We start from the raw sequence: 17,119 nt of genomic DNA on the forward strand, positions 1-17,119 counted from the left end.
CACGGCCATGGTGTAGCACACCCACCACACCCACAAGCACCCGCCACACGCCCCCAGGCTCACGAACAGCACACTAGGCACCAAAAACCATCAAACAACACGCTGAAGCCCGCAGAAGAAAACACTATGAGCTTGCCCACAAACCGGAATACACAGGCAGGGGTGAATGAAACCACCCCCACCAGCGCAAAAGCCAGTACATTTTCCAGCCCAACTCTACTACTACAACAGCTGCGGCCCATAAAGACTTTGCTTATCCAATTACCCGCCACCGCCGCCCCGTCCCCAGCACCGACATGACGCGAACCCCCTTATCCTCCCCGTGGCAGTTGTGCTACCCCGGTGGTATTGATGATGGCATGACAATTGCCAAAAAGGCCCTGCACATTGCTCTCATTTTGCTGGTCGCGCTCGCCCTCGTGGCGGCCGTGCTGGTTGGTATCCGCACCTGGAACAAGTTCTCGTGGGAGGACACCGACCTACCGCAGGAACCACCGGCCGTGGCGGGGGTTTCCATCAAGGAGTTTTCTCAGGGCTACGCCCGCGGCTACCACTTGCAGCCAAAGAACCAGACTCGCGACGGCAGCATAGTGCTTTTTGGCGGGCCAGAGGGCAGCGTAGCCCCAGCCATGGCTTCCGCCCTGGCCAAGGAGGGCTTTGAGGTGTTTGCCCTGCACTACTTTGGGCAGCCGGACCAGCACGAATTCCTGGAAAACGTCCCGTTGGAGCTGTTCGAGGACATCGCGGACGAGCTTTCACAGCCCATTACCGTGATGGGGATTTCCACTGGGGCGGAACTGGCGCTGCTCATGTCCACGTATTTTTCGGAGGTGGATAACGCCGTGGCCATTAACCCCTCGGCGCATCATTGGCAGGGCATCGGCACCACCTTCCCGGGGGCGCCCAGTTTTACGCTGAACGGCCGGGAATTGCCCTACCTGAAAATGGATGAGGGTTCCCAAACCCTGAATCTGGTGTTGGCGCGTCCGGTGACGTATCGCGACGCCTACGCTTCCGCCTTGGAGCGCGCCCCCGAGGGTTCGCGGGAGGAGGCGCGCATTAAGGTGGAAAACTCCCAGGCGCGCCTGTTTATCGCGGCGGGCGGACAGGATAAGTTTTGGGATTCCGAATCCGCGGCAAAGGAAATTGAACGCTTCGCGGGGGATCGCGCGGAAGTGCACCTCTATCCGGATGCGGGAAATGTGCTTACTCCCTCGGCCACATTCCAGGGTTTAAACCTCGGCGGCTCCGAGGAAGCCAACCGTGAGATGAGCAACGATGTCATGGAGAAACTGCTGGAGTGGCTGCCCTAGGCCGCGCGAAAAATCATTGAACGCCACTTGTTTGCGTGATAAAATTTCGCTATGAAAGCCATTCGTATTCTTCTACGAATCCTGTTAGCGTTTATCATACTTTTGGCGCTGCTGGCGGCGTTAATATTTGGAATTCGGGCATGGAATCAATCCGGAATGGAGGATATGTCCCTCGCGGTTCGTCCGCCGGACGTTGAGGGCGTAACCATTACCGATTTCTCCGATGGATACGCCAAGGGCTTTCACCTAATGCCCAAGGAACGCAAGCACCCCGGCACCGTGGTGATATTCGGCGGCTCTGAGGGCAGCGCTAATCCTTACGATGCCGCGGAGATCGCCAAGACCGGCCGCGAGGTGTACGCGCTGTATTTCTTTGGGCAGGAGGGGCAGCGCGAGAACTTGGTGCGGGTACCGCTCGAGCTTTTCGACGACGTGCTCCCCCACCTTTCCAAGCCCATCAGCGTTATTGGGGGTTCCAAAGGCGCGGAGCTTGCGCTTATGCTGTCCACGTATTACCCCGAAATCGAATACGTGGCCGCCATCGCGCCGACGGAGCACCACTGGCAGGGCTTGGGTGGCGATTATTCCAAATCGTCGCCATCGTTTACGTGGAAGGGCGAGGACCTCCCCTACCTGGATTTCCGGAAGACCGAAGGCCCAATCCTCATGAACCAAATGTTCCGAATGCTCTTGGCGCTGCCGGTGACCTTCCGGGATACCTACGATTCCGTGCTTGCACGGTCTTCCGCCGAGGAGTTGGAGCGGGCCCGCATCAAGTTTGAAAATACGGAAACGAAGTATTTCCTTGTCGCCGGCGAGCAGGACAAAATGTGGAATGCTGCCGAGGCATCGCGCAAGATCAAACAGCGCATTGGGGATCGGGCGGAAACGCACATCTATCCCGATGCCGGCCACGCCCCCGGGGCACCGGAAACGGTGGGGACGCTGCGGCTTGGTGGCACCGAGGAGGCTAATAAGGCCATGGACGAGGATTACATGAAGAAACTCGATGCCTGGTTGCCGTGATTAGCGGATGGTCACCTGACGGGACTTGATGTTCTCCAATTGCCTGCGCTCCGCGGGGGTGAGCTGCTCGTCGTTGCCCAGCTGCTCGTTGATATACCCATTGAGCGTCTGCATGGCAGGGATGAATTCCTGGTGTGGCACCGTCGGATCCAGGTCGAACACAGGGACGATTAGCCCGTGGGTGCGGAATACCCCTGCGAACTTAGTTTCTTCACCCAAGTGCAGGTTCCCAGCCGCACCGACGCGCGCGAGGGCACGCAGCAATGGTTCCTCATCGTCGGTACGCACCCAACGGATATGGGCCTTTTCACCGGCGTCGATCCACCAGGCGCTGCCGGCATCATCGTTGGGGATGGGGAAGGACGGCATCACCGAGTTGTTCGCGGTGCGCAAGGATTGCGCCATTTCGGGGGTGAGCTCGGTGTCTTCCGGAAGCCACCAGAAGAAGTCCTGGTATTCGGTGATCTCCAGGGTGACGTCGCCTAGCAGGGAGGCGATCTCCGGCTGGTTGCCATCGGCAACGGCAGAATCCAAGGTACTGCCCGGGGCGGCGTTTAGCGCCCAGTTCAACACATAGGCGAGATCACGCGCTGGATTATTGGAATGGTTGCGCACCTGCAGGGCCACAAAGCGCTGACCCCCGAGCTCTGCCTCGCGGACGAGGGCGGCCACGGCACCCGGCAGCACCGTTACGATATTGATTTCGATGCCGTTGATGGTGGCGGTGGCTACCGCCGAGGGGACGAACTCCTGCAGGGCCACCAGCTGCGCCTCGGCGGGCAGCGACTTATATGGGCGGGGGTCGCTGGCCAAGGCGGCACGTTCGGCGGCGCGCGCGGCGAGTTTCGCCTGGCGGCGGCTCATACCTTCGGGCAGTTGTTCGTTCTTCTTCTTTTTAGCCATGCCCTCGAAGATACCGCACGCTAGTTTTCGTCCCAGCTATGGATGTGCCGCAATAGCATCCTGTTCTTGCGTTGGCTCCGCCCCAGGCTGTGGCTCAATTTCACCAACACTTCAATGGCGGAGGTAATGTGCGGCCCCTTGTTCAGCATCACGCATTCGGCGCGCAGCGCGAACCCGGCATCGGTGATTTCAGCCCGCGAGGGCAACCCGGACTTGGCCATGTTTTCCAGCACTTGGGTCGCCAACACCACGGGAACGTGGGCGGCCTCGGCCATCGCCATGATCTGGCCGGGCACCTCGGCCATGCGCTCAAACCCGAGCTCCACCGCGAGGTCGCCGCGGGCGATCATAATGCCCAGCAGCGGGTGGCGCATGCCCTCCAGCAGGATCGCCGGCAGGTGGCGGTGCGCGGGTATCGTCTCAATCTTTAAGATCAAGCCGAGATCGGCGGGGATACGTTCGAGCACATAGGCGACGTCTTCTGGGGTGCGGATAAAGCTCACCGCAACGATATCGGCGTGTTCCGCGACAAAGCGCAGGTGCTCCTCGTCTTCCGCGGTGAGGCTGGGCAATGGCAGGCGGGTATCCGGCAGATTTATGCCCTTAAAGGCCGCGAGGTTTGCGGTGCCGCGGACGATCTCCAGCGTCCGCGTTTCGCCGTCGGATTCGCACACTACGGCGAACAGGGCGCCATCATCAAACACGACCCGTTCGCCGACATGCAGGGCCCGCACCGCCTCCGGAAGCGTGCACCCAATCACCGGCGTTTCCCCTGGTACGGGCACGCAATCCTCCTGGGAGGTGGTCAGAATCAGGCGATCGCCGGGGGCGAGCCGCAGGCGCTGCAATGTCGGCGGGATACCGCTCAAAATCGCGGCGGAACCATTGCAACTCACCAAGGTGCCATCGGCGATCCAGGCGTTGCGTTGGCTTTGGGCAAGCACCCCACCTTCGCAGGAAACCACCGTGAATGTGCGTTCTAATCCGCGATTGTCGGTGAGGGTCAGCACGTCGCCGGTGGCGCGGGCGGCGAGCCACGCGGCGTCGATACGCGCGGCAAGTGCGGGCCTACCGGGGACCTCCGGGGCGGGGGCATCATCGGCGGAAAGCCACAGGTGAGCGGGGTGAATGACCTGCCCGGCTGGGTCGCGAAGCACGCGGGCACGCCCCACACGCGGGCCGGGCGCAATGCCGGCGGTGCGGATCTTCGGCCCGGCCAGGTCCATGCTGATCCGGATATCCGGGTTCACCGCGCGCACATTTTCGATCATCGCGCGCCACACCTCGGGGTCGCCGTGGGCGCAATTGATGCGGGCGAGGTCCATGCCGGCCTCCGCGAATCCGCGCACCAAGTCGCGGTCGTAGGCGGCCTCGGTAGGCAGGGTCACCATAATGCGGGAACGGGCGTTCTCATCGCCGGCGCCAAACAACGCTAGGGTGTGGTCTTCGAGGATCTCATCGGCATCCGCGAACGCCTCGGCGAGCTCCTGCTTGGTGTAAATGATCGCGTCCCCATACAACGCCCCGAGTACGTTGCGCGCGGCCTTCAGGCGGGCCTTTACGGCGGGTTCTGCCGTGGACAGGCGGGTGGCACCGAGCGCCGATAACCCCGCCTGCAGCCGCCGCTGATCGCGGGAACGTAAGTGCGCATAGTGCACTAGGTTGTGGGCGCCCGCGAAGTGGGTGGGCGCCACCGCGTTGATCTGCCGGGAATATCGGGCGGATTCGGTATCAAGCTCGGCAAGCAACCTATCAACATCCGCGATGAGCGTCGGCAGATCTGGCGCCACAAAGGCCTCCTATTCGGCGGGGAAGAACTTCTCCTGAATGGCGCGCAATGTGGCTACGGAGTGCTTGAAGCGTTCCATCTCGTGCTCGGTCAGCTCTAGCTCTACCGCCCGGCGCACGCCCTTACGGTGAATAATAGCCGGGGTTCCGATGTAGATGTTTTCCTCGCCGTATTCGCCGCGCAGCAGGCAGCAAACGGGCAGCGCAACATCCTGGTTTTGCAGGATCGCGCGGGTGATGCGGGCCAACCCCATGCCGATGCCGTAGGAGGTGGAGCCTTTGGCGTCGATAATGGTGTACGCGGCGTCACGCGTCTCTTCGAACACCTTCTCAAGCCGGGATTCAAGGCCGGGGTCCTTTTCCAGCTGCTTGCGCATGGACACACCGGCGATGGTTGCGGAAGACAGCACCGGCAGCTCCGTGTCGCCGTGCTCGCCGATGATGTACGCGTGCACCGAGGTCGGCGCAACCTCGTACATCTCGCCGAGCATGTAGCGGAAGCGCGCGGAGTCCAGCACCGTGCCGGAGCCCAGCACGCGGTGCGCGGGCAGCCCGGAGTACTTCCACACGGCGTAGCTGAGGATATCCACCGGGTTGGACGCCACCAGGAAGATACCGTCGAAGCCATTGGCCATCACGGAATCCACGATGGACTTCATGATCTTCATATTCTTGTCCACCAATTGCAGGCGGGTTTCGCCGGGCTTTTGCGCGGCACCGGCGCAGATGACCACCATGGCGGCGTCCGCGCAATCCTCGTAGCTGCCCTTGGTCACCTTGGTGCGGGAGCTGGCCCACACCACGCCATGGTTGAGGTCCATGACGTTGCCTTCGAGTTTCTTTTCATCGATGTCGATGATCGCGAGGTGATCGCATGTTCCTTGGTTGACCAGCGCATATGCGTAGGCGACGCCCACGTCCCCCGCACCAATGAGTACAACCTTATTACCGACGCTGACTTTCATGTCCGCCTTCTTTCAGCCGATGTACTGTTTTCCCCAAGACTATGCCCGAATATTTCCGGTTACAAGGTTTCCACCGTTAAATGTGCCCGATTTCTCAAGCGATACAATTTTCTATATGCCCGCTGCCCGCCGCACCCTCGCTACCTGCATCGGCGGCTTAGCCTGCGCCAGCCTGGCGTGTGCATTAAGCCCCCTCGACCATTTGCTTTTCGACGCCGCGACCCACCACCGAACAGGCACCCAAACCGTACGCTGGGTCACCGAACTCGGTCGAATGCCTGTACTAGCGTCGTGCGGGTTAATCCTGGCGGCGCTGCTGAGCTACCGTGCACGCAATATCCAAGCGATATGTCTGATCGGAATCGCCGCGATATGCACGCCCGCCATTTCCCATACGATCAAAAACCTGGTGCAGCGCCCGCGGCCCCCCTTTGAATTCGCAGTCCCACCATACGAACCCACCTGGAGCTTCCCCAGCTCCCATAGCGCCAACGCGGTGGTGATCGCCGGTGCACTCGCGATCTTGGTGGGACGCCGATGGGCGCATTGGGTGGCGTTCGTGTTTGCGCTGATGATCGGGGCGTCGAGAATCTACCTTGGGCACCACTGGGCCAGCGACGTCTTTGCCGGCTGGGCGCTGGGGCTGGCGCTGCTCGTGGCGCTTAGAAGCTTCCCGAACCTCCGCCGCCGGAAAAGCCCGAGCTAAACGAGGTATTGGCGGAATACGAGGAACTACTCGACGCCCGTTGCGCGGCAGCCGCCGAAACCGCCGAATTGTATTGCGTATACACCACCGCAAACGGGATATACGAGCCATAGCCGGTGCCGATGCGATAGTCCGGCTCATACAGCTTCGGCGCATGGTAGGTGGTCTTCACCTTGCGTAGCTCTTGTTCGCGCACCAGCTCTAGGGCGAGGCCGTAATCGTGGATAATGCCCACGTATTGGTCCATAAAATCCGGGGCGGCGGTGTTGTCCTTCAGGGCGGTAATCCGCTCCTCCACCTCGTGCAACCGGTTGCGCACGTGCATGGAGTGGACCTTCGCCTGGGCGCGGACAATATCGTCGTAGAGGCGCACCAATTCGCGGCGGCGGCGCTGCTCGTCCCCGTGCTCCATGTCCCACAGGGAATCGATGTTCTTTTCGGCTTGCCGCAGGTGCTCCACCGTGGTGCGGGCCTCCGCGTAACTGGCGGCATTACGGTAGGTGGGCACGGTGAATTGGTCCACCGTTTCATGCAACTTCACAAACCGGTCGCGCACCTCCTGCCACTGCTCGCGCAGCTCATCATTAGCCAGGTCGGAGGTGAGGCTATTGGCGCGGATATCAATCTGATCCAATCGGTGAGCGATCTCGCCGTAGTGCTGCAATACGAACTTCTGATCATCAACCGCCTGCTGCGTGCGCCGCTGGCGGGTGCGTTTCACGCTGCGCATCGTTGCCGCCCCGGCGGCCACGGTTCCAATACCCACGAAACCAAGGAAACCGTAGAGCAACCACTTGCCATTTTCGGCGTCTTTTTCATCCTGGACCTGATCCGCGGCGATCGCATCGGCATCCGCCGCGTAGCGCGCGCCTTCCAGCAGGCCGACGGTAATATTGCCCTTCTTGAGCGCGGGCCGCATCGCTTCCAAGGTTCGGTCCAGGTGGCGGCCCTCAAACAACCTGAATTGCGTACACAAATCGTCGCCGCAATAGGCACCGTTTTGGCGCGGTTCTGCCCCATACGCGATGATCAACGCACCGGGTGACCAGGCATCATTATTATCGGCGATAAGCTCGGGTTTGCTGGCGCGGATTTCCCGCTCCACCGTATCGTTGAGGTTCTCGTCGTTGGTTCGAAACACCACATAGGTCACGGTTTGCACCGATTCCGGCAACCCAAGCTTTTCGGTTTCCGTGGCCAGCAGCGCCTCGTCTTGGTCCGTCAGCATGTCCTGCGGATCCAGCACGGACACTGCCGCCTTGGTGGCCACGGTTGCCTGCGCGATTGGGAGCAGCAGGGCGGTTGGCACGCACAGCATCAGGGCGGTTCCTAGCGCTGCGATGATTCGAAAAACCTTGGCATCCATGGCCCCAGCGTAGCGAAAATCACCTGCCAAAACCGGCTATCCCCAAGAAACGTAGAATCTGTTCCTGTGGCATACCAAGCAATTCTCTTTGACCTTGATGGCACCCTGATCGACCATTACCAGGCGACCAGCGACGCCGTTGCGCACTGGTCCATTCTCGCCGGGGCGGAACCGGACGTCGAGCGGTGGTTTGAATTGGAAAACCGCTGGTTCACTGCCTATGAGCAGGGGGAGCTTTCCATCCAGGAACAGCGCCGCGTGCGGGTGCGGGAGTACCTGCAGCAACCCCGCGTTTCGGATGAAACCGCCGATTCCATGTTCCAGGAATTCATCAGCGTGTATTTCGACCACATTCAACCCTATGCGGACGCGCTTTCGGCCCTCGAGCAAGCTCTGGTTACCGGCGCAAAGGTGGGAATTCTCACAAATGGCACAAAGGAGATCCAGCAGCAGAAATTGCAACGCGCCGGCTTGAACCTGCCCGGCGTGGAGCTTTTGGCCAGCAGTGACCTGGGGTTTTCCAAGCCGGATCCGCGTTGCTATCAGGCGGCGTTGGAGCGGCTGGGGGTGGAGGCTTCCGGCACGATCATGGTTGGCGATAATTACGCCAATGATGTGCAGGGGGCTGTGGCCTGTGGCCTTACCGCCCGCCATTTGGATCGGCGTCGCGGCCAAACGCTGGACCATTACCCGCCGCGCGCCCCCGAGCTCGTGGTGTGCGATATGGATGGCACGCTATTGGATCCGCGGGGCAAGATTCCGGCGGACTTCATCAGCGTTGTAGAACGCATGAACGAACTTGATGTGACCTTTGTGCCCGCCAGCGGCCGCCAGCACCATACGCTTTCCCTGATGTTTCCCTATGCGGATACGTTGATCGCGGAGAACGGCAATGTGCTCGTGCATAACGGCGAGGTGATTCATTCCACAACATTGGACCCTGCCTTTGTGCGCATGATTATCGACGCCGCGCGCGCCAACCCCGAGCGCGCCGGCTTAGTGTTGTGCACCCCCGGCACCGCCTATATTGAGGACGGCTCACCAGAATTTTTAGCCGAGGTGGAAAAATATTATGCGTCACGCACCCTGGTGGGCAGTTTCGACGATATCGATGCGCCCTGCGTGAAAATCGCCCTCTTTGCCTTCGACGGTTCGGAGTCCTACCCGCTGCCGGACTTGGGCCCGGATCACGTGGGCACCATTTCCAGCGAGCACTGGATCGACATTATGGACGCCCGCGTAAATAAGGGTTCTGCGCTGGAGAAATTGCAGGAAGTGATGGGCGTTTCCAAGGATCGCACGGCCGCTTTTGGTGACTGTTTGAATGACCTCGAGATGATCTGGGAGGCCGAGCTTTCCTTCGCCATGGACAATGCGCACCCGGTATTGGCTTCGGCGGCGAAGTGGCGCGCCCCATCAAATGCGAAGCACGGCGTGATCACGGCATTACGCGGCCTGCTCTAGACAAGCCACGGAAATAGGGTAGTTTGATTGGTGGTCAACAACTTTCAGGAGATACGAATGAAACTTGGAATCATTATCGGCAGCGTCCGCGAAGGGCGCCTCGGCGAAAGCATCGGCACCTGGGTGGCGGAACACGCCGCAAAGAACACGGAGGCGGAGTTCGATGTCATTGATATCCGCAGCCTCCACCTGCCGCCGATGGAAGCCGCCGTGCCCCCGCTGATGAGCGAAAAGCGCTACGCAGATCCCCAGGTGGCCGCGTTCAGCTCGACCATTGATTCCTGCGATGGCTTTATCTTTGTCACCCCGGAGTACAACGGTTCCATCCCCGGCACCTTCAAAAACGCCATCGACCACCTCGCCCCCGAGTGGCAGGGCAAGCCGGTGGCCTATGTGGGCTACGCGTTCACCGGCGGCCAGGGCGCCATCAAGCATTGGGAGACCGTCATGTCCACGCTCAAGGCCCGCAATGTGTCCAAGCATGTGGAAATCAATATCGGCGAAGCCGTAGTGGACAACGTGTTCAAGCCTTCCGCCGCCAATGACGCCGACCTTGAGGCGCTTATCGACGCCCTCGTGGCCGCCGCCTAACACGCATCCTCAAGCTACCCACAGGCGACGCCCGTCGAATGGTGCGGGCAATAGCCTGTGGGATTTTTATGCAGATATTGCTGGTGGTAATCCTCGGCCCGATAATATTCCCCGGCCAAAGGTTTTACCTCGGTGGTGATCGGCCCGAACCCATGGGCCGCTAACCGCGGCGCGTAATCGTCGAGGCGGCGCTGGATCAGCGCGGCGTCGATAAGCGCATCGGGGGCGAGGGTATAAAACGCGGACCGGTATTGCGTGCCCACGTCGTTTCCCTGGCGGTAACCCTGCGTAGGATCGTGGGCCTCAAGCGCCACGGTGACAATCTCGTCGAGGGTGATGCGGTGCGGGTCATACACCACCTCAACCACCTCCGCATGCCCAGTGCGCCCCGTGCAAACCTCCCGGTAGGTGGGGTTTTTCGTGTAGCCGCCGGCGTAGCCCACGGAGGTGGATTCCACGCCTTCCAATTGCCAAAACAGCTTTTCCGCGCCCCAGAAACAGCCGATGCCAATGAGCACGCTGCGTTGGTCGGCGCGCCACGGGCCAGTGATCGGGGTGCCCAATACGGCGTGCGGTTGCGGATCGTTCAGCACGGGCGCGTCCCCGCCGCGCAACGCCTCCTGCTCCGAAACGAGCCGCGCTGGTTTTTGAAATAGCCATCCCATATCTGTGCCCTTTCTGTATAACCGTCACTGGTGGTAACGCCGCCGGCTCGGCGAATATTTCTATCACTCGTGATGCGCAATGCAACCCTGTCACCTTGCGCTAGATCACATTTCCTTTATCATGGGTGCAACCAGACTTAGAAAGGACCCACATGGCCGCGTATGAACTCCCCGCGCTCGATTATGCGTACGATGCGCTCGAACCCCACATCTCCGGCGAAATCATGGAGCTGCACCACACCAAGCACCACCAGAATTACGTCAATGGTGCAAACGCAGCATTAGAAAAGCTGGAGGATGCCCGCAAGAACGGCTACATCGGCGTGGCCGTGACCGCGCTTTCCAAGGACCTCGCCTTTAACCTCGGTGGTCACACCAACCACTCGCTGTTCTGGAAGAACCTCTCCACGAACGGTGGCGGCGAGCCCACCGGTGAGCTGGCGGAAGCCATCAACCGCGATTTCGGTTCCTTCGAGGCCTTCCAGGCGCACTTTAACGCTGCGGCTCTGGGCCTGCAGGGCTCCGGCTGGGCGGTGCTTGGCTACGATAAGATCGGTGACCGCCTGGTTATCGAGCAAATGACCGATCAGCAGGGCAACCTGTCCATCGGCCTTGTCCCGTTGTTGCTGCTGGATATGTGGGAGCACGCCTTCTACCTCCAGTACAAGAACGTCAAGGCTGACTATGTGAATGCCGTTTGGAACGTATTCAACTGGGATGAGGTTGCCGCACGCTACGCAGCTGCTGCGAAGTAACCAATTATGTTTGACGCGGGTTGCGCTGCAACCCGCGTTTTTCTCGTTATATGTGACCGAACATGAGTGAACTTGGCCGCGGCCAACGCCGCTATACCCGCGCAGTCTTTGCTATGGTGGCTGCCGGCCTGGCCTCGTTTAACACCCTGTACGCCACCCAGGCCCTATTGCCCGTGCTCACGCGGGACCTTGGGATCCCGCCGACGCGGGCGGCGCTCACCGTGTCCGCCACCACCGGGGCCATGGCGGTATGTATCGTGCCGGCCTCGATACTTTCGGAACGTTTCGGGCGGGGGCGCGTGCTGGGAATCTCCGTGCTGTGTGCCATCACGCTGGGCCTGGTCTTGCCGTGGTGTCCCAGCATCGAGCTTTTGATCCTCGGCCGGGCGCTCCAAGGGGTGGTGCTGGCGGGCGTACCCGCCGTGGCGATGGCGTGGCTGAGCGAGGAGATCCGCGGCAAGGACCTCACGCACGCGATGGGCCTCTATGTGGCGGGCACATCGGTGGGCGGATTGCTGGGAAGGTTGATCCCCTCCACCGTGGTGGAGGTGGCTTCTTGGCAATGGGCCCTGCAGGCGAATGCGCTGGTGGCGGCCCTATTCGCGGGGATCTTCCTGTGGCTGCTACCGCCGCAGCAACGGTTCCGGCCGAAGCAATTGCGGTTTCGCTCGGAGCTGCAGGCCATGATTGGGCATTGGCGCAACCCACGGCTGGCCGCCCTGTTTTTCACCGGTTTCCTCAATATGGGAACCTTTGTATCCCTGTACAACTACCTGGGTTACCGGATGGTGGACCGCTTCGGGCTGAGCGAATCGCTCACCGGGGCGCTGTTTTTGCTGTACCTTTCGGGGACGTGGAGCTCGGCGCAGGCCGGACCGCTGGTGTCCAAGTTCGGCACTGGGCGGACGTTATTGGGCCTGGTTGGCGTCGGGATCGTGGGGCTGGCGTGCACCACGGGCGGGTTGTGGCTGACGGTTCCCGGGTTATTGCTCTATACGGCGGCGTTCTTTGCCTTACATTCCACGGCCTCGGGGGCGATCGGCCGGATTGCGCAATCGCACCGAGCGGAAGCCTCGAGTATGTATTTATGCTGTTATTACTGCGGTTCCGCCGCCGTGGGGTGGGCTTGTGGAATCGTGTTTTCCCACGCGGGTTGGGCAAGCTTGATCGGTGTCTTGCTGTTTCTGATGGCTTTGTTTGGGGCAACCGCTATCTACTTCATCCGTGCAAACTGACGCGGCTGGCGCGGGACCCAAAGGCCCGGTTTTGCGGGGTGGGATCAAAATTACTACTATCACTCCGATAGGAATACGCAATATTGCAGCAAAGAATGGCACTAGTCAACAAAATCTGGCCGCCCGGCCGATGTGTGACACGTGACCTAAATACACTTTGCTAATTGTGGACTGAAAACTCACCCTAATTCATTAGTGCACAACCTAAATGTGGGGTTGGGGGCTGTCGCGGGAAACAATGACCCTCAGAAAGACATCACCGGACGTCCGCAATTGGGGCGCCCGGGGCGCCCTTACTCAACCAATCCCGTACCGCCGCAGTTGCCGCGCAATCGTCGCGATTATAACGAAGCAATTGTTCCCGCATTACAAAATCGTTTTCATTGATTGCTTGGCGGTATGCCTCCACACTCGCCTCCCCATCTAAATCGCCTTCCCAATGGAAACCGGCAACCGGCGCAACCACTTTCAAACCCAGTCCTTCGGGCCCCAATAATTGTGCCCTTACCAGCTGAAAAACATCGATCCAATTGGGCGACGCAATAAAGGCGTTCACTTCCTCTAAGGTGGGCACCCCAGCAACCCCGGCAAACCTGCGGGCCGAACTGCGCAACCAGTGGTTTTCCCCGTGGTTGGAATAACAAAACGCGGCAAAGGACTGCCCCGCAGCCGCCGCCTCTTTCCGGCGTTGCTGCAACCACGACCAAAATTGCGCAAAGTTGCGCGCCTCCTCCATACCACCGAGCTTTCCCCAGGTAACAAAGGGAATATAGGTCTGGCCATCGAACACGCCCCAGAGATACGCGCCGATATCCAGATACGCTTCGAGGTCGATATCAATCTCTACATCGAAGCGTGGGGCGGTGACGCGGTCGTGGCGTCGTAACGCGGGAATGCCATCGCGCCACGCCTGGGCGAGCACGGACGCTTGGGCGAGGTGGGCGTCGATAAGCTGCTGCACGGTGGTGATGCCGCGGTCGGCGTACTTGGCGCCGGTATCGCCGCTAAACAACAGGCTAATATCATCGCGAGCGGCGAGCTGCTCGTGGCAATCAAACCAATACCTGCAGCTCCGGCACTCTTTTACGCGGCGCGGGACGGACGGCTCCGGCACCTCCAACGCCAACGACAGGCCCGCCTGCAACGGCTCGGTGCGCATAATAAACGTCAACGTCGGGTCCTGCCCGATCGCGCCGCCCTTGCCGCTGGCCAGGCCCAACTCCCGCAACGCGCGATCCGCCAATGCCAGGCGAAAGGAATCCGCGGCGTGGTTGCGCAACTTCCAGCCCTCGATGTGCGGCGTTCCCAGGCCGAGGCGACGCGTGGGGATCACCTCCTGTTTCAGCATCGGCGCAGGTCGAGCCACGCGGTGGCTACTGACCACCACGGGCAGGTAGCCGTTTGGGGTACGAATCAGCGCGTCGATATGCACGCGCACGCCCGCAACCACGAATTCCGCATCGGTGATAACGTTGGCACCAGCGTCGAGGGCTGCGCGTGTTTCCCGCTCCCCGCTCACACTGATACGCATAAAATCCCCAGGTAGCGGCGCTGTAGGCAACAACGACAACGCTTCTCGACGCCCCTGCAACGCCCGCGCCGCGCGCTGCCGCGAGACCTCCGTGGGCGGAACATTGGGAAACCGCCGACGCTGAACACTCCTATAACGGCAGCCCAAAAGATACGTCATATCCTTTTCCACAATGCCTACCAGCCTAGACAGGTAGGGTTAGAACCGACGAAACCACCTCAACGTTTGGGAGAACCATGGGAATCTTCGAGGCTATTCGCAAAAGCCGGGCTCGCACCAAAGCCGAAATCAAAGCTGCGAAAGTAAAAGCAAAAGAAGAAGTGCGCCAAACAGCCAAACTGGAAGCGCGGCGCTCAAAACTGCTGGCAGCGCAGGAAAAAGCACTGCTGCGGGCGGAACGGCGCGGGCTGAAAGCGAAGCGCAAGCACGAACAAGCCATGGCGAAAACCACGCTGGCGCAGATGCGGGCCGGACGCTTTAATAAAGCTACGCTTCTGCGTTATAGCGCGGCCACCCGAGTACTGGTTCCGGTGCTTATTCCGCTGGCATATCGCGCAATCACTTTTGGTAGGGAACAGCTACTTTCAATGAAAGCACAGCGCCTCGGTGTAACTGCACACGAATTAGCCCAGTATTCGGGGCACGGCGCGCCGCTGAAAGCTCGAATTGCGGGCATCCGAAAGTCTCTGGAGAACTCGAAGCTGCCCGCTGGGTTTGTGCGCGATGTCAATGAACGCCTCGAGCAATTAGATAGCGCGGTGGATAATTCTGAATACATGACTGCGGAGCAACGGCGGCGGGTTCATCGAAGCACTTCAAAAGACCTCGATTTGCTTCTTCAGGAAGTTCAGCAAAAAATCGAATCGGCCTAATCTTAGGCCAAAATCCCCAAATTGTTTCTCGGCATATATACTAAACAGAAGAACACGCACATTGCGCGCCTCTTCCATATAAACACCCGCCTACTTGGCCCAAGAAGCAAGGATTTTTGAGTTATGGCACGCCGAGAAATTACTCAGTACTTCGATGATCTGAACAACACGCCGTTGACCCCCGATAAGCTCCATGTAATTCGCTTCTCTGTGGACGGCATTGACTATGTGATGGATCTATCTGCAGAAAACGCCGATATGTTCCGCGAAGCCCTGAAGCCGTACATCGCAGCCGCCCGCAGGGACGCTGCCGCCCGCGGCCGTCGTCGCGCCGCCGTGCCCACGAGCATGAACGCCTCCCGCGCCCGCACCCGCGCCATCCGCGAATGGGCGCACGACAACGGCTACACCATCGCTGAGCGCGGCAAGATCCCCGCCACCATCATCGAGGCATACGACAACGCCCACTCGAACTGAGTGCGCAAAAAAGGGCCGGATCGCTCCGGCCCTTTTTTGATTATGCGCCCTCCGTAGTTGCTCGGCGCGGGGGATCATCGCGCAACGCGTGCTTGCCGCGCGGCGGGATCTGGGGGCGCGGCGGGGCGGCGGGAGGGGCTGGCGGATCTGGCGGGACGGGAGGTGCTGGCGGAGACGAAACTGTTTGCTGTTCGAATTGCTCCGTTGGGGCGTCTGCAAGGTCTGGGGTATCTGGCTCAGGTTCGGGCGCCTGTGGGGCCGCTGGGGACGGCTCCGGCTGCGCTGGAGCATCACCATCCTTTTTGGCTTGCTCTTCGGCGAGTTTTTGGGCCTTGAGCTGTTCGCGGCGTTCCCGCTTTGCGGCATTGCGCTGCTGGCGCACCAAACGCTTTTGCTCACGATCCGCGTTGAGTTGCGCGCGTTTTTCCTTTTTGGCGGTGCGGGCGGCGGCGCGATGTTCCTGGAACTTATGGGGTTGCAGCAACATCATTAGGCGATGTTTCCGGATGCTCCACTTAAACAATTTCCGCTGGGATTCTTTTTCCACACGGCGCTCGAACGCCTCATCCTGGAAGGATTCGAATTCCTGCGTAAGGGGATACCTCTTGTCAATGAGGAAATTCAACACCACGATTTGACCGAGGGTCCACAGGTTGTTAGCCACCCAGTAAACCACGATTGCGGAGGGCACCGGCGAATACATCGCCGCGCTGATCAGCATCAATGGAATGATCAGCACCATGCCGATAATGATGTGATTCATCCGCACCGCCACCCGGTTTTCATGGTCCAGCGTCAGGTAGGAGCGGCTGATGGAGTAGGACATATTGCCGATGGTGAAAAACGAGGCCACAACCACCAACGGCAGGACGAACCAAAACACCTCGTCCCTATTGGTGCCCAAATCTTGGAATTGCTCCGCGCTCATGGATACGTACGCCGGCACCGGGATGTTCCAAATGCGCGTTTGCAGGAAGGAGCGAACCTCCTCGCTGCTAAGGAAACCGATCGGGTGAATCAGCGAGGCGTCGATGCCCTCGACGGGCCGCGCCATATGGATCAACAGGTTATAGAGACCGATAAACACGGGAAGCTGGATCAACGCCGGAAAACAACCCGCCTTGGGGCTAAAGTTATGCTCCTTGTAGATTTCATTCATCGCTGCGCGTTGCTCTTTATCGGCATCCGCATCGGTTCGGTCCGCGAACTCCGCCTGGACCGCCTTCAGCCGGGGGCGCATGTTCACCATCATGCGCGTCGCCTGGAATTGCTTCCACGCCAACGGCAGGATAATCGAACGTACGGTCACAATCAGGCCAAACAAAGAAATAAGCCAGGCTAGCTGATCGTCCACACCGAAAACATTATGGAGCATCAGGTGCCACAGCTTCATCACGCCGGACACAGGGTAGATGAATACTTCCATCATCGTCAGGTGCATCCTTTCCGGTTAATTCCTCCG

At 60.0% G+C, this 17,119-nt stretch carries 16 protein-coding genes; 9 read left to right on the plus strand and 7 right to left on the minus strand.

Annotated features, from left to right (window positions below; all coding sequences use genetic code 11):
* The first annotated feature begins 359 nt into the window (after nt 1-359).
* Nucleotides 360-1,313 carry an acyl-CoA thioester hydrolase/BAAT C-terminal domain-containing protein gene (locus CCANI_RS12950; protein ID WP_186750365.1) on the plus strand — a complete coding sequence of 318 codons (954 nt, stop codon included), beginning with the start codon at nt 360-362 and terminating at the stop codon, nt 1,311-1,313.
* A 51-nt stretch (nt 1,314-1,364) separates the two neighbouring features.
* Entirely contained in the window at nt 1,365-2,339 is a 975-nt protein-coding gene (locus CCANI_RS12955) for an acyl-CoA thioester hydrolase/BAAT C-terminal domain-containing protein (RefSeq protein ID WP_146325392.1), read from the plus strand.
* Here the strand turns inward: CCANI_RS12955 and CCANI_RS12960 are convergent, their stop codons facing one another.
* The 3 genes from CCANI_RS12960 to CCANI_RS12970 are packed head-to-tail and all read right to left on the minus strand — an operon-like array spanning nt 2,340 to nt 5,995.
* Complete coding sequence (locus CCANI_RS12960; protein ID WP_146325393.1) at nt 2,340-3,242, minus strand: DUF5926 family protein; 903 nt, start codon at nt 3,240-3,242, stop codon at nt 2,340-2,342.
* 20 nt (nt 3,243-3,262) lie between these two features.
* Nucleotides 3,263-5,032: a pyruvate kinase gene (locus CCANI_RS12965; protein WP_246118295.1), complete on the minus strand. Its 1,770-nt coding sequence runs from the start codon at nt 5,030-5,032 to the stop codon at nt 3,263-3,265.
* 9 nt (nt 5,033-5,041) lie between these two features.
* Nucleotides 5,042-5,995 carry an L-lactate dehydrogenase gene (locus tag CCANI_RS12970; protein WP_146325394.1) on the minus strand — a complete coding sequence of 318 codons (954 nt, stop codon included), beginning with the start codon at nt 5,993-5,995 and terminating at the stop codon, nt 5,042-5,044.
* A 115-nt stretch (nt 5,996-6,110) separates the two neighbouring features.
* Here CCANI_RS12970 and CCANI_RS12975 point away from each other — a divergent pair, with 115 nt between their 5' ends.
* Complete coding sequence (locus CCANI_RS12975; protein ID WP_186750367.1) at nt 6,111-6,701, plus strand: phosphatase PAP2 family protein; 591 nt, start codon at nt 6,111-6,113, stop codon at nt 6,699-6,701.
* On the opposite strand, the gene CCANI_RS12980 is transcribed toward CCANI_RS12975, so the two are convergent.
* Nucleotides 6,658-8,067, minus strand: a complete 1,410-nt coding sequence (locus CCANI_RS12980; protein WP_146325396.1) for a DUF5129 domain-containing protein — start codon at nt 8,065-8,067, stop codon at nt 6,658-6,660. The genes CCANI_RS12975 and CCANI_RS12980 overlap by 44 nt on opposite strands.
* Nucleotides 8,068-8,133: 66 nt before the next feature.
* Between CCANI_RS12980 and CCANI_RS12985 the strand changes: the two genes are divergently transcribed.
* The gene (locus CCANI_RS12985) at nt 8,134-9,531 is read left to right on the plus strand and encodes a Cof-type HAD-IIB family hydrolase (protein ID WP_146325397.1); all 1,398 of its coding nucleotides are present in this window, start codon (nt 8,134-8,136) and stop codon (nt 9,529-9,531) included.
* 57 nt (nt 9,532-9,588) lie between these two features.
* Nucleotides 9,589-10,122, plus strand: a complete 534-nt coding sequence (locus CCANI_RS12990; RefSeq protein WP_146325398.1) for an NADPH-dependent FMN reductase — start codon at nt 9,589-9,591, stop codon at nt 10,120-10,122.
* Between the two features lie 14 nt (nt 10,123-10,136).
* On the opposite strand, the gene msrA is transcribed toward CCANI_RS12990, so the two are convergent.
* On the minus strand, nt 10,137-10,787 hold the full coding sequence (msrA, locus tag CCANI_RS12995) for a peptide-methionine (S)-S-oxide reductase MsrA (protein WP_146325399.1): 651 nt from the start codon (nt 10,785-10,787) through the stop codon (nt 10,137-10,139).
* A gap of 152 nt (nt 10,788-10,939) precedes the next feature.
* On the opposite strand from msrA, the gene CCANI_RS13000 reads away from it, so the two are divergent.
* Together CCANI_RS13000 and CCANI_RS13005 are read left to right on the plus strand one after the other, a co-directional pair.
* Nucleotides 10,940-11,542 (plus strand): superoxide dismutase, encoded by a 603-nt coding sequence (locus CCANI_RS13000; RefSeq protein WP_146325400.1) that lies wholly within the window; start codon nt 10,940-10,942, stop codon nt 11,540-11,542.
* Nucleotides 11,543-11,604: 62 nt separating this feature from the next.
* On the plus strand, nt 11,605-12,777 hold the full coding sequence (locus tag CCANI_RS13005) for an MFS transporter (RefSeq protein ID WP_246118296.1): 1,173 nt from the start codon (nt 11,605-11,607) through the stop codon (nt 12,775-12,777).
* A 256-nt stretch (nt 12,778-13,033) separates the two neighbouring features.
* Here the strand turns inward: CCANI_RS13005 and CCANI_RS13010 are convergent, their stop codons facing one another.
* Nucleotides 13,034-14,467, minus strand: coding sequence for a TM0106 family RecB-like putative nuclease (locus tag CCANI_RS13010; RefSeq protein ID WP_146325401.1), 1,434 nt, complete (start codon nt 14,465-14,467; stop codon nt 13,034-13,036).
* A gap of 77 nt (nt 14,468-14,544) precedes the next feature.
* On the opposite strand from CCANI_RS13010, the gene CCANI_RS13015 reads away from it, so the two are divergent.
* Complete coding sequence (locus CCANI_RS13015) at nt 14,545-15,180, plus strand: DUF6474 family protein (protein WP_146325402.1); 636 nt, start codon at nt 14,545-14,547, stop codon at nt 15,178-15,180.
* Nucleotides 15,181-15,303: 123 nt separating this feature from the next.
* Nucleotides 15,304-15,657, plus strand: a complete 354-nt coding sequence (locus tag CCANI_RS13020; RefSeq protein WP_027012861.1) for a histone-like nucleoid-structuring protein Lsr2 — start codon at nt 15,304-15,306, stop codon at nt 15,655-15,657.
* A 40-nt stretch (nt 15,658-15,697) separates the two neighbouring features.
* Here the strand turns inward: CCANI_RS13020 and yidC are convergent, their stop codons facing one another.
* Nucleotides 15,698-17,086 carry a membrane protein insertase YidC gene (gene yidC, locus CCANI_RS13025; protein WP_186750369.1) on the minus strand — a complete coding sequence of 463 codons (1,389 nt, stop codon included), beginning with the start codon at nt 17,084-17,086 and terminating at the stop codon, nt 15,698-15,700.
* Nucleotides 17,087-17,119: the final 33 nt, after the last annotated feature.

Origin of the sequence: Corynebacterium canis (assembly GCF_030408595.1) — a bacterium.
GTDB classification, from domain to species: domain Bacteria; phylum Actinomycetota; class Actinomycetes; order Mycobacteriales; family Mycobacteriaceae; genus Corynebacterium; species Corynebacterium canis.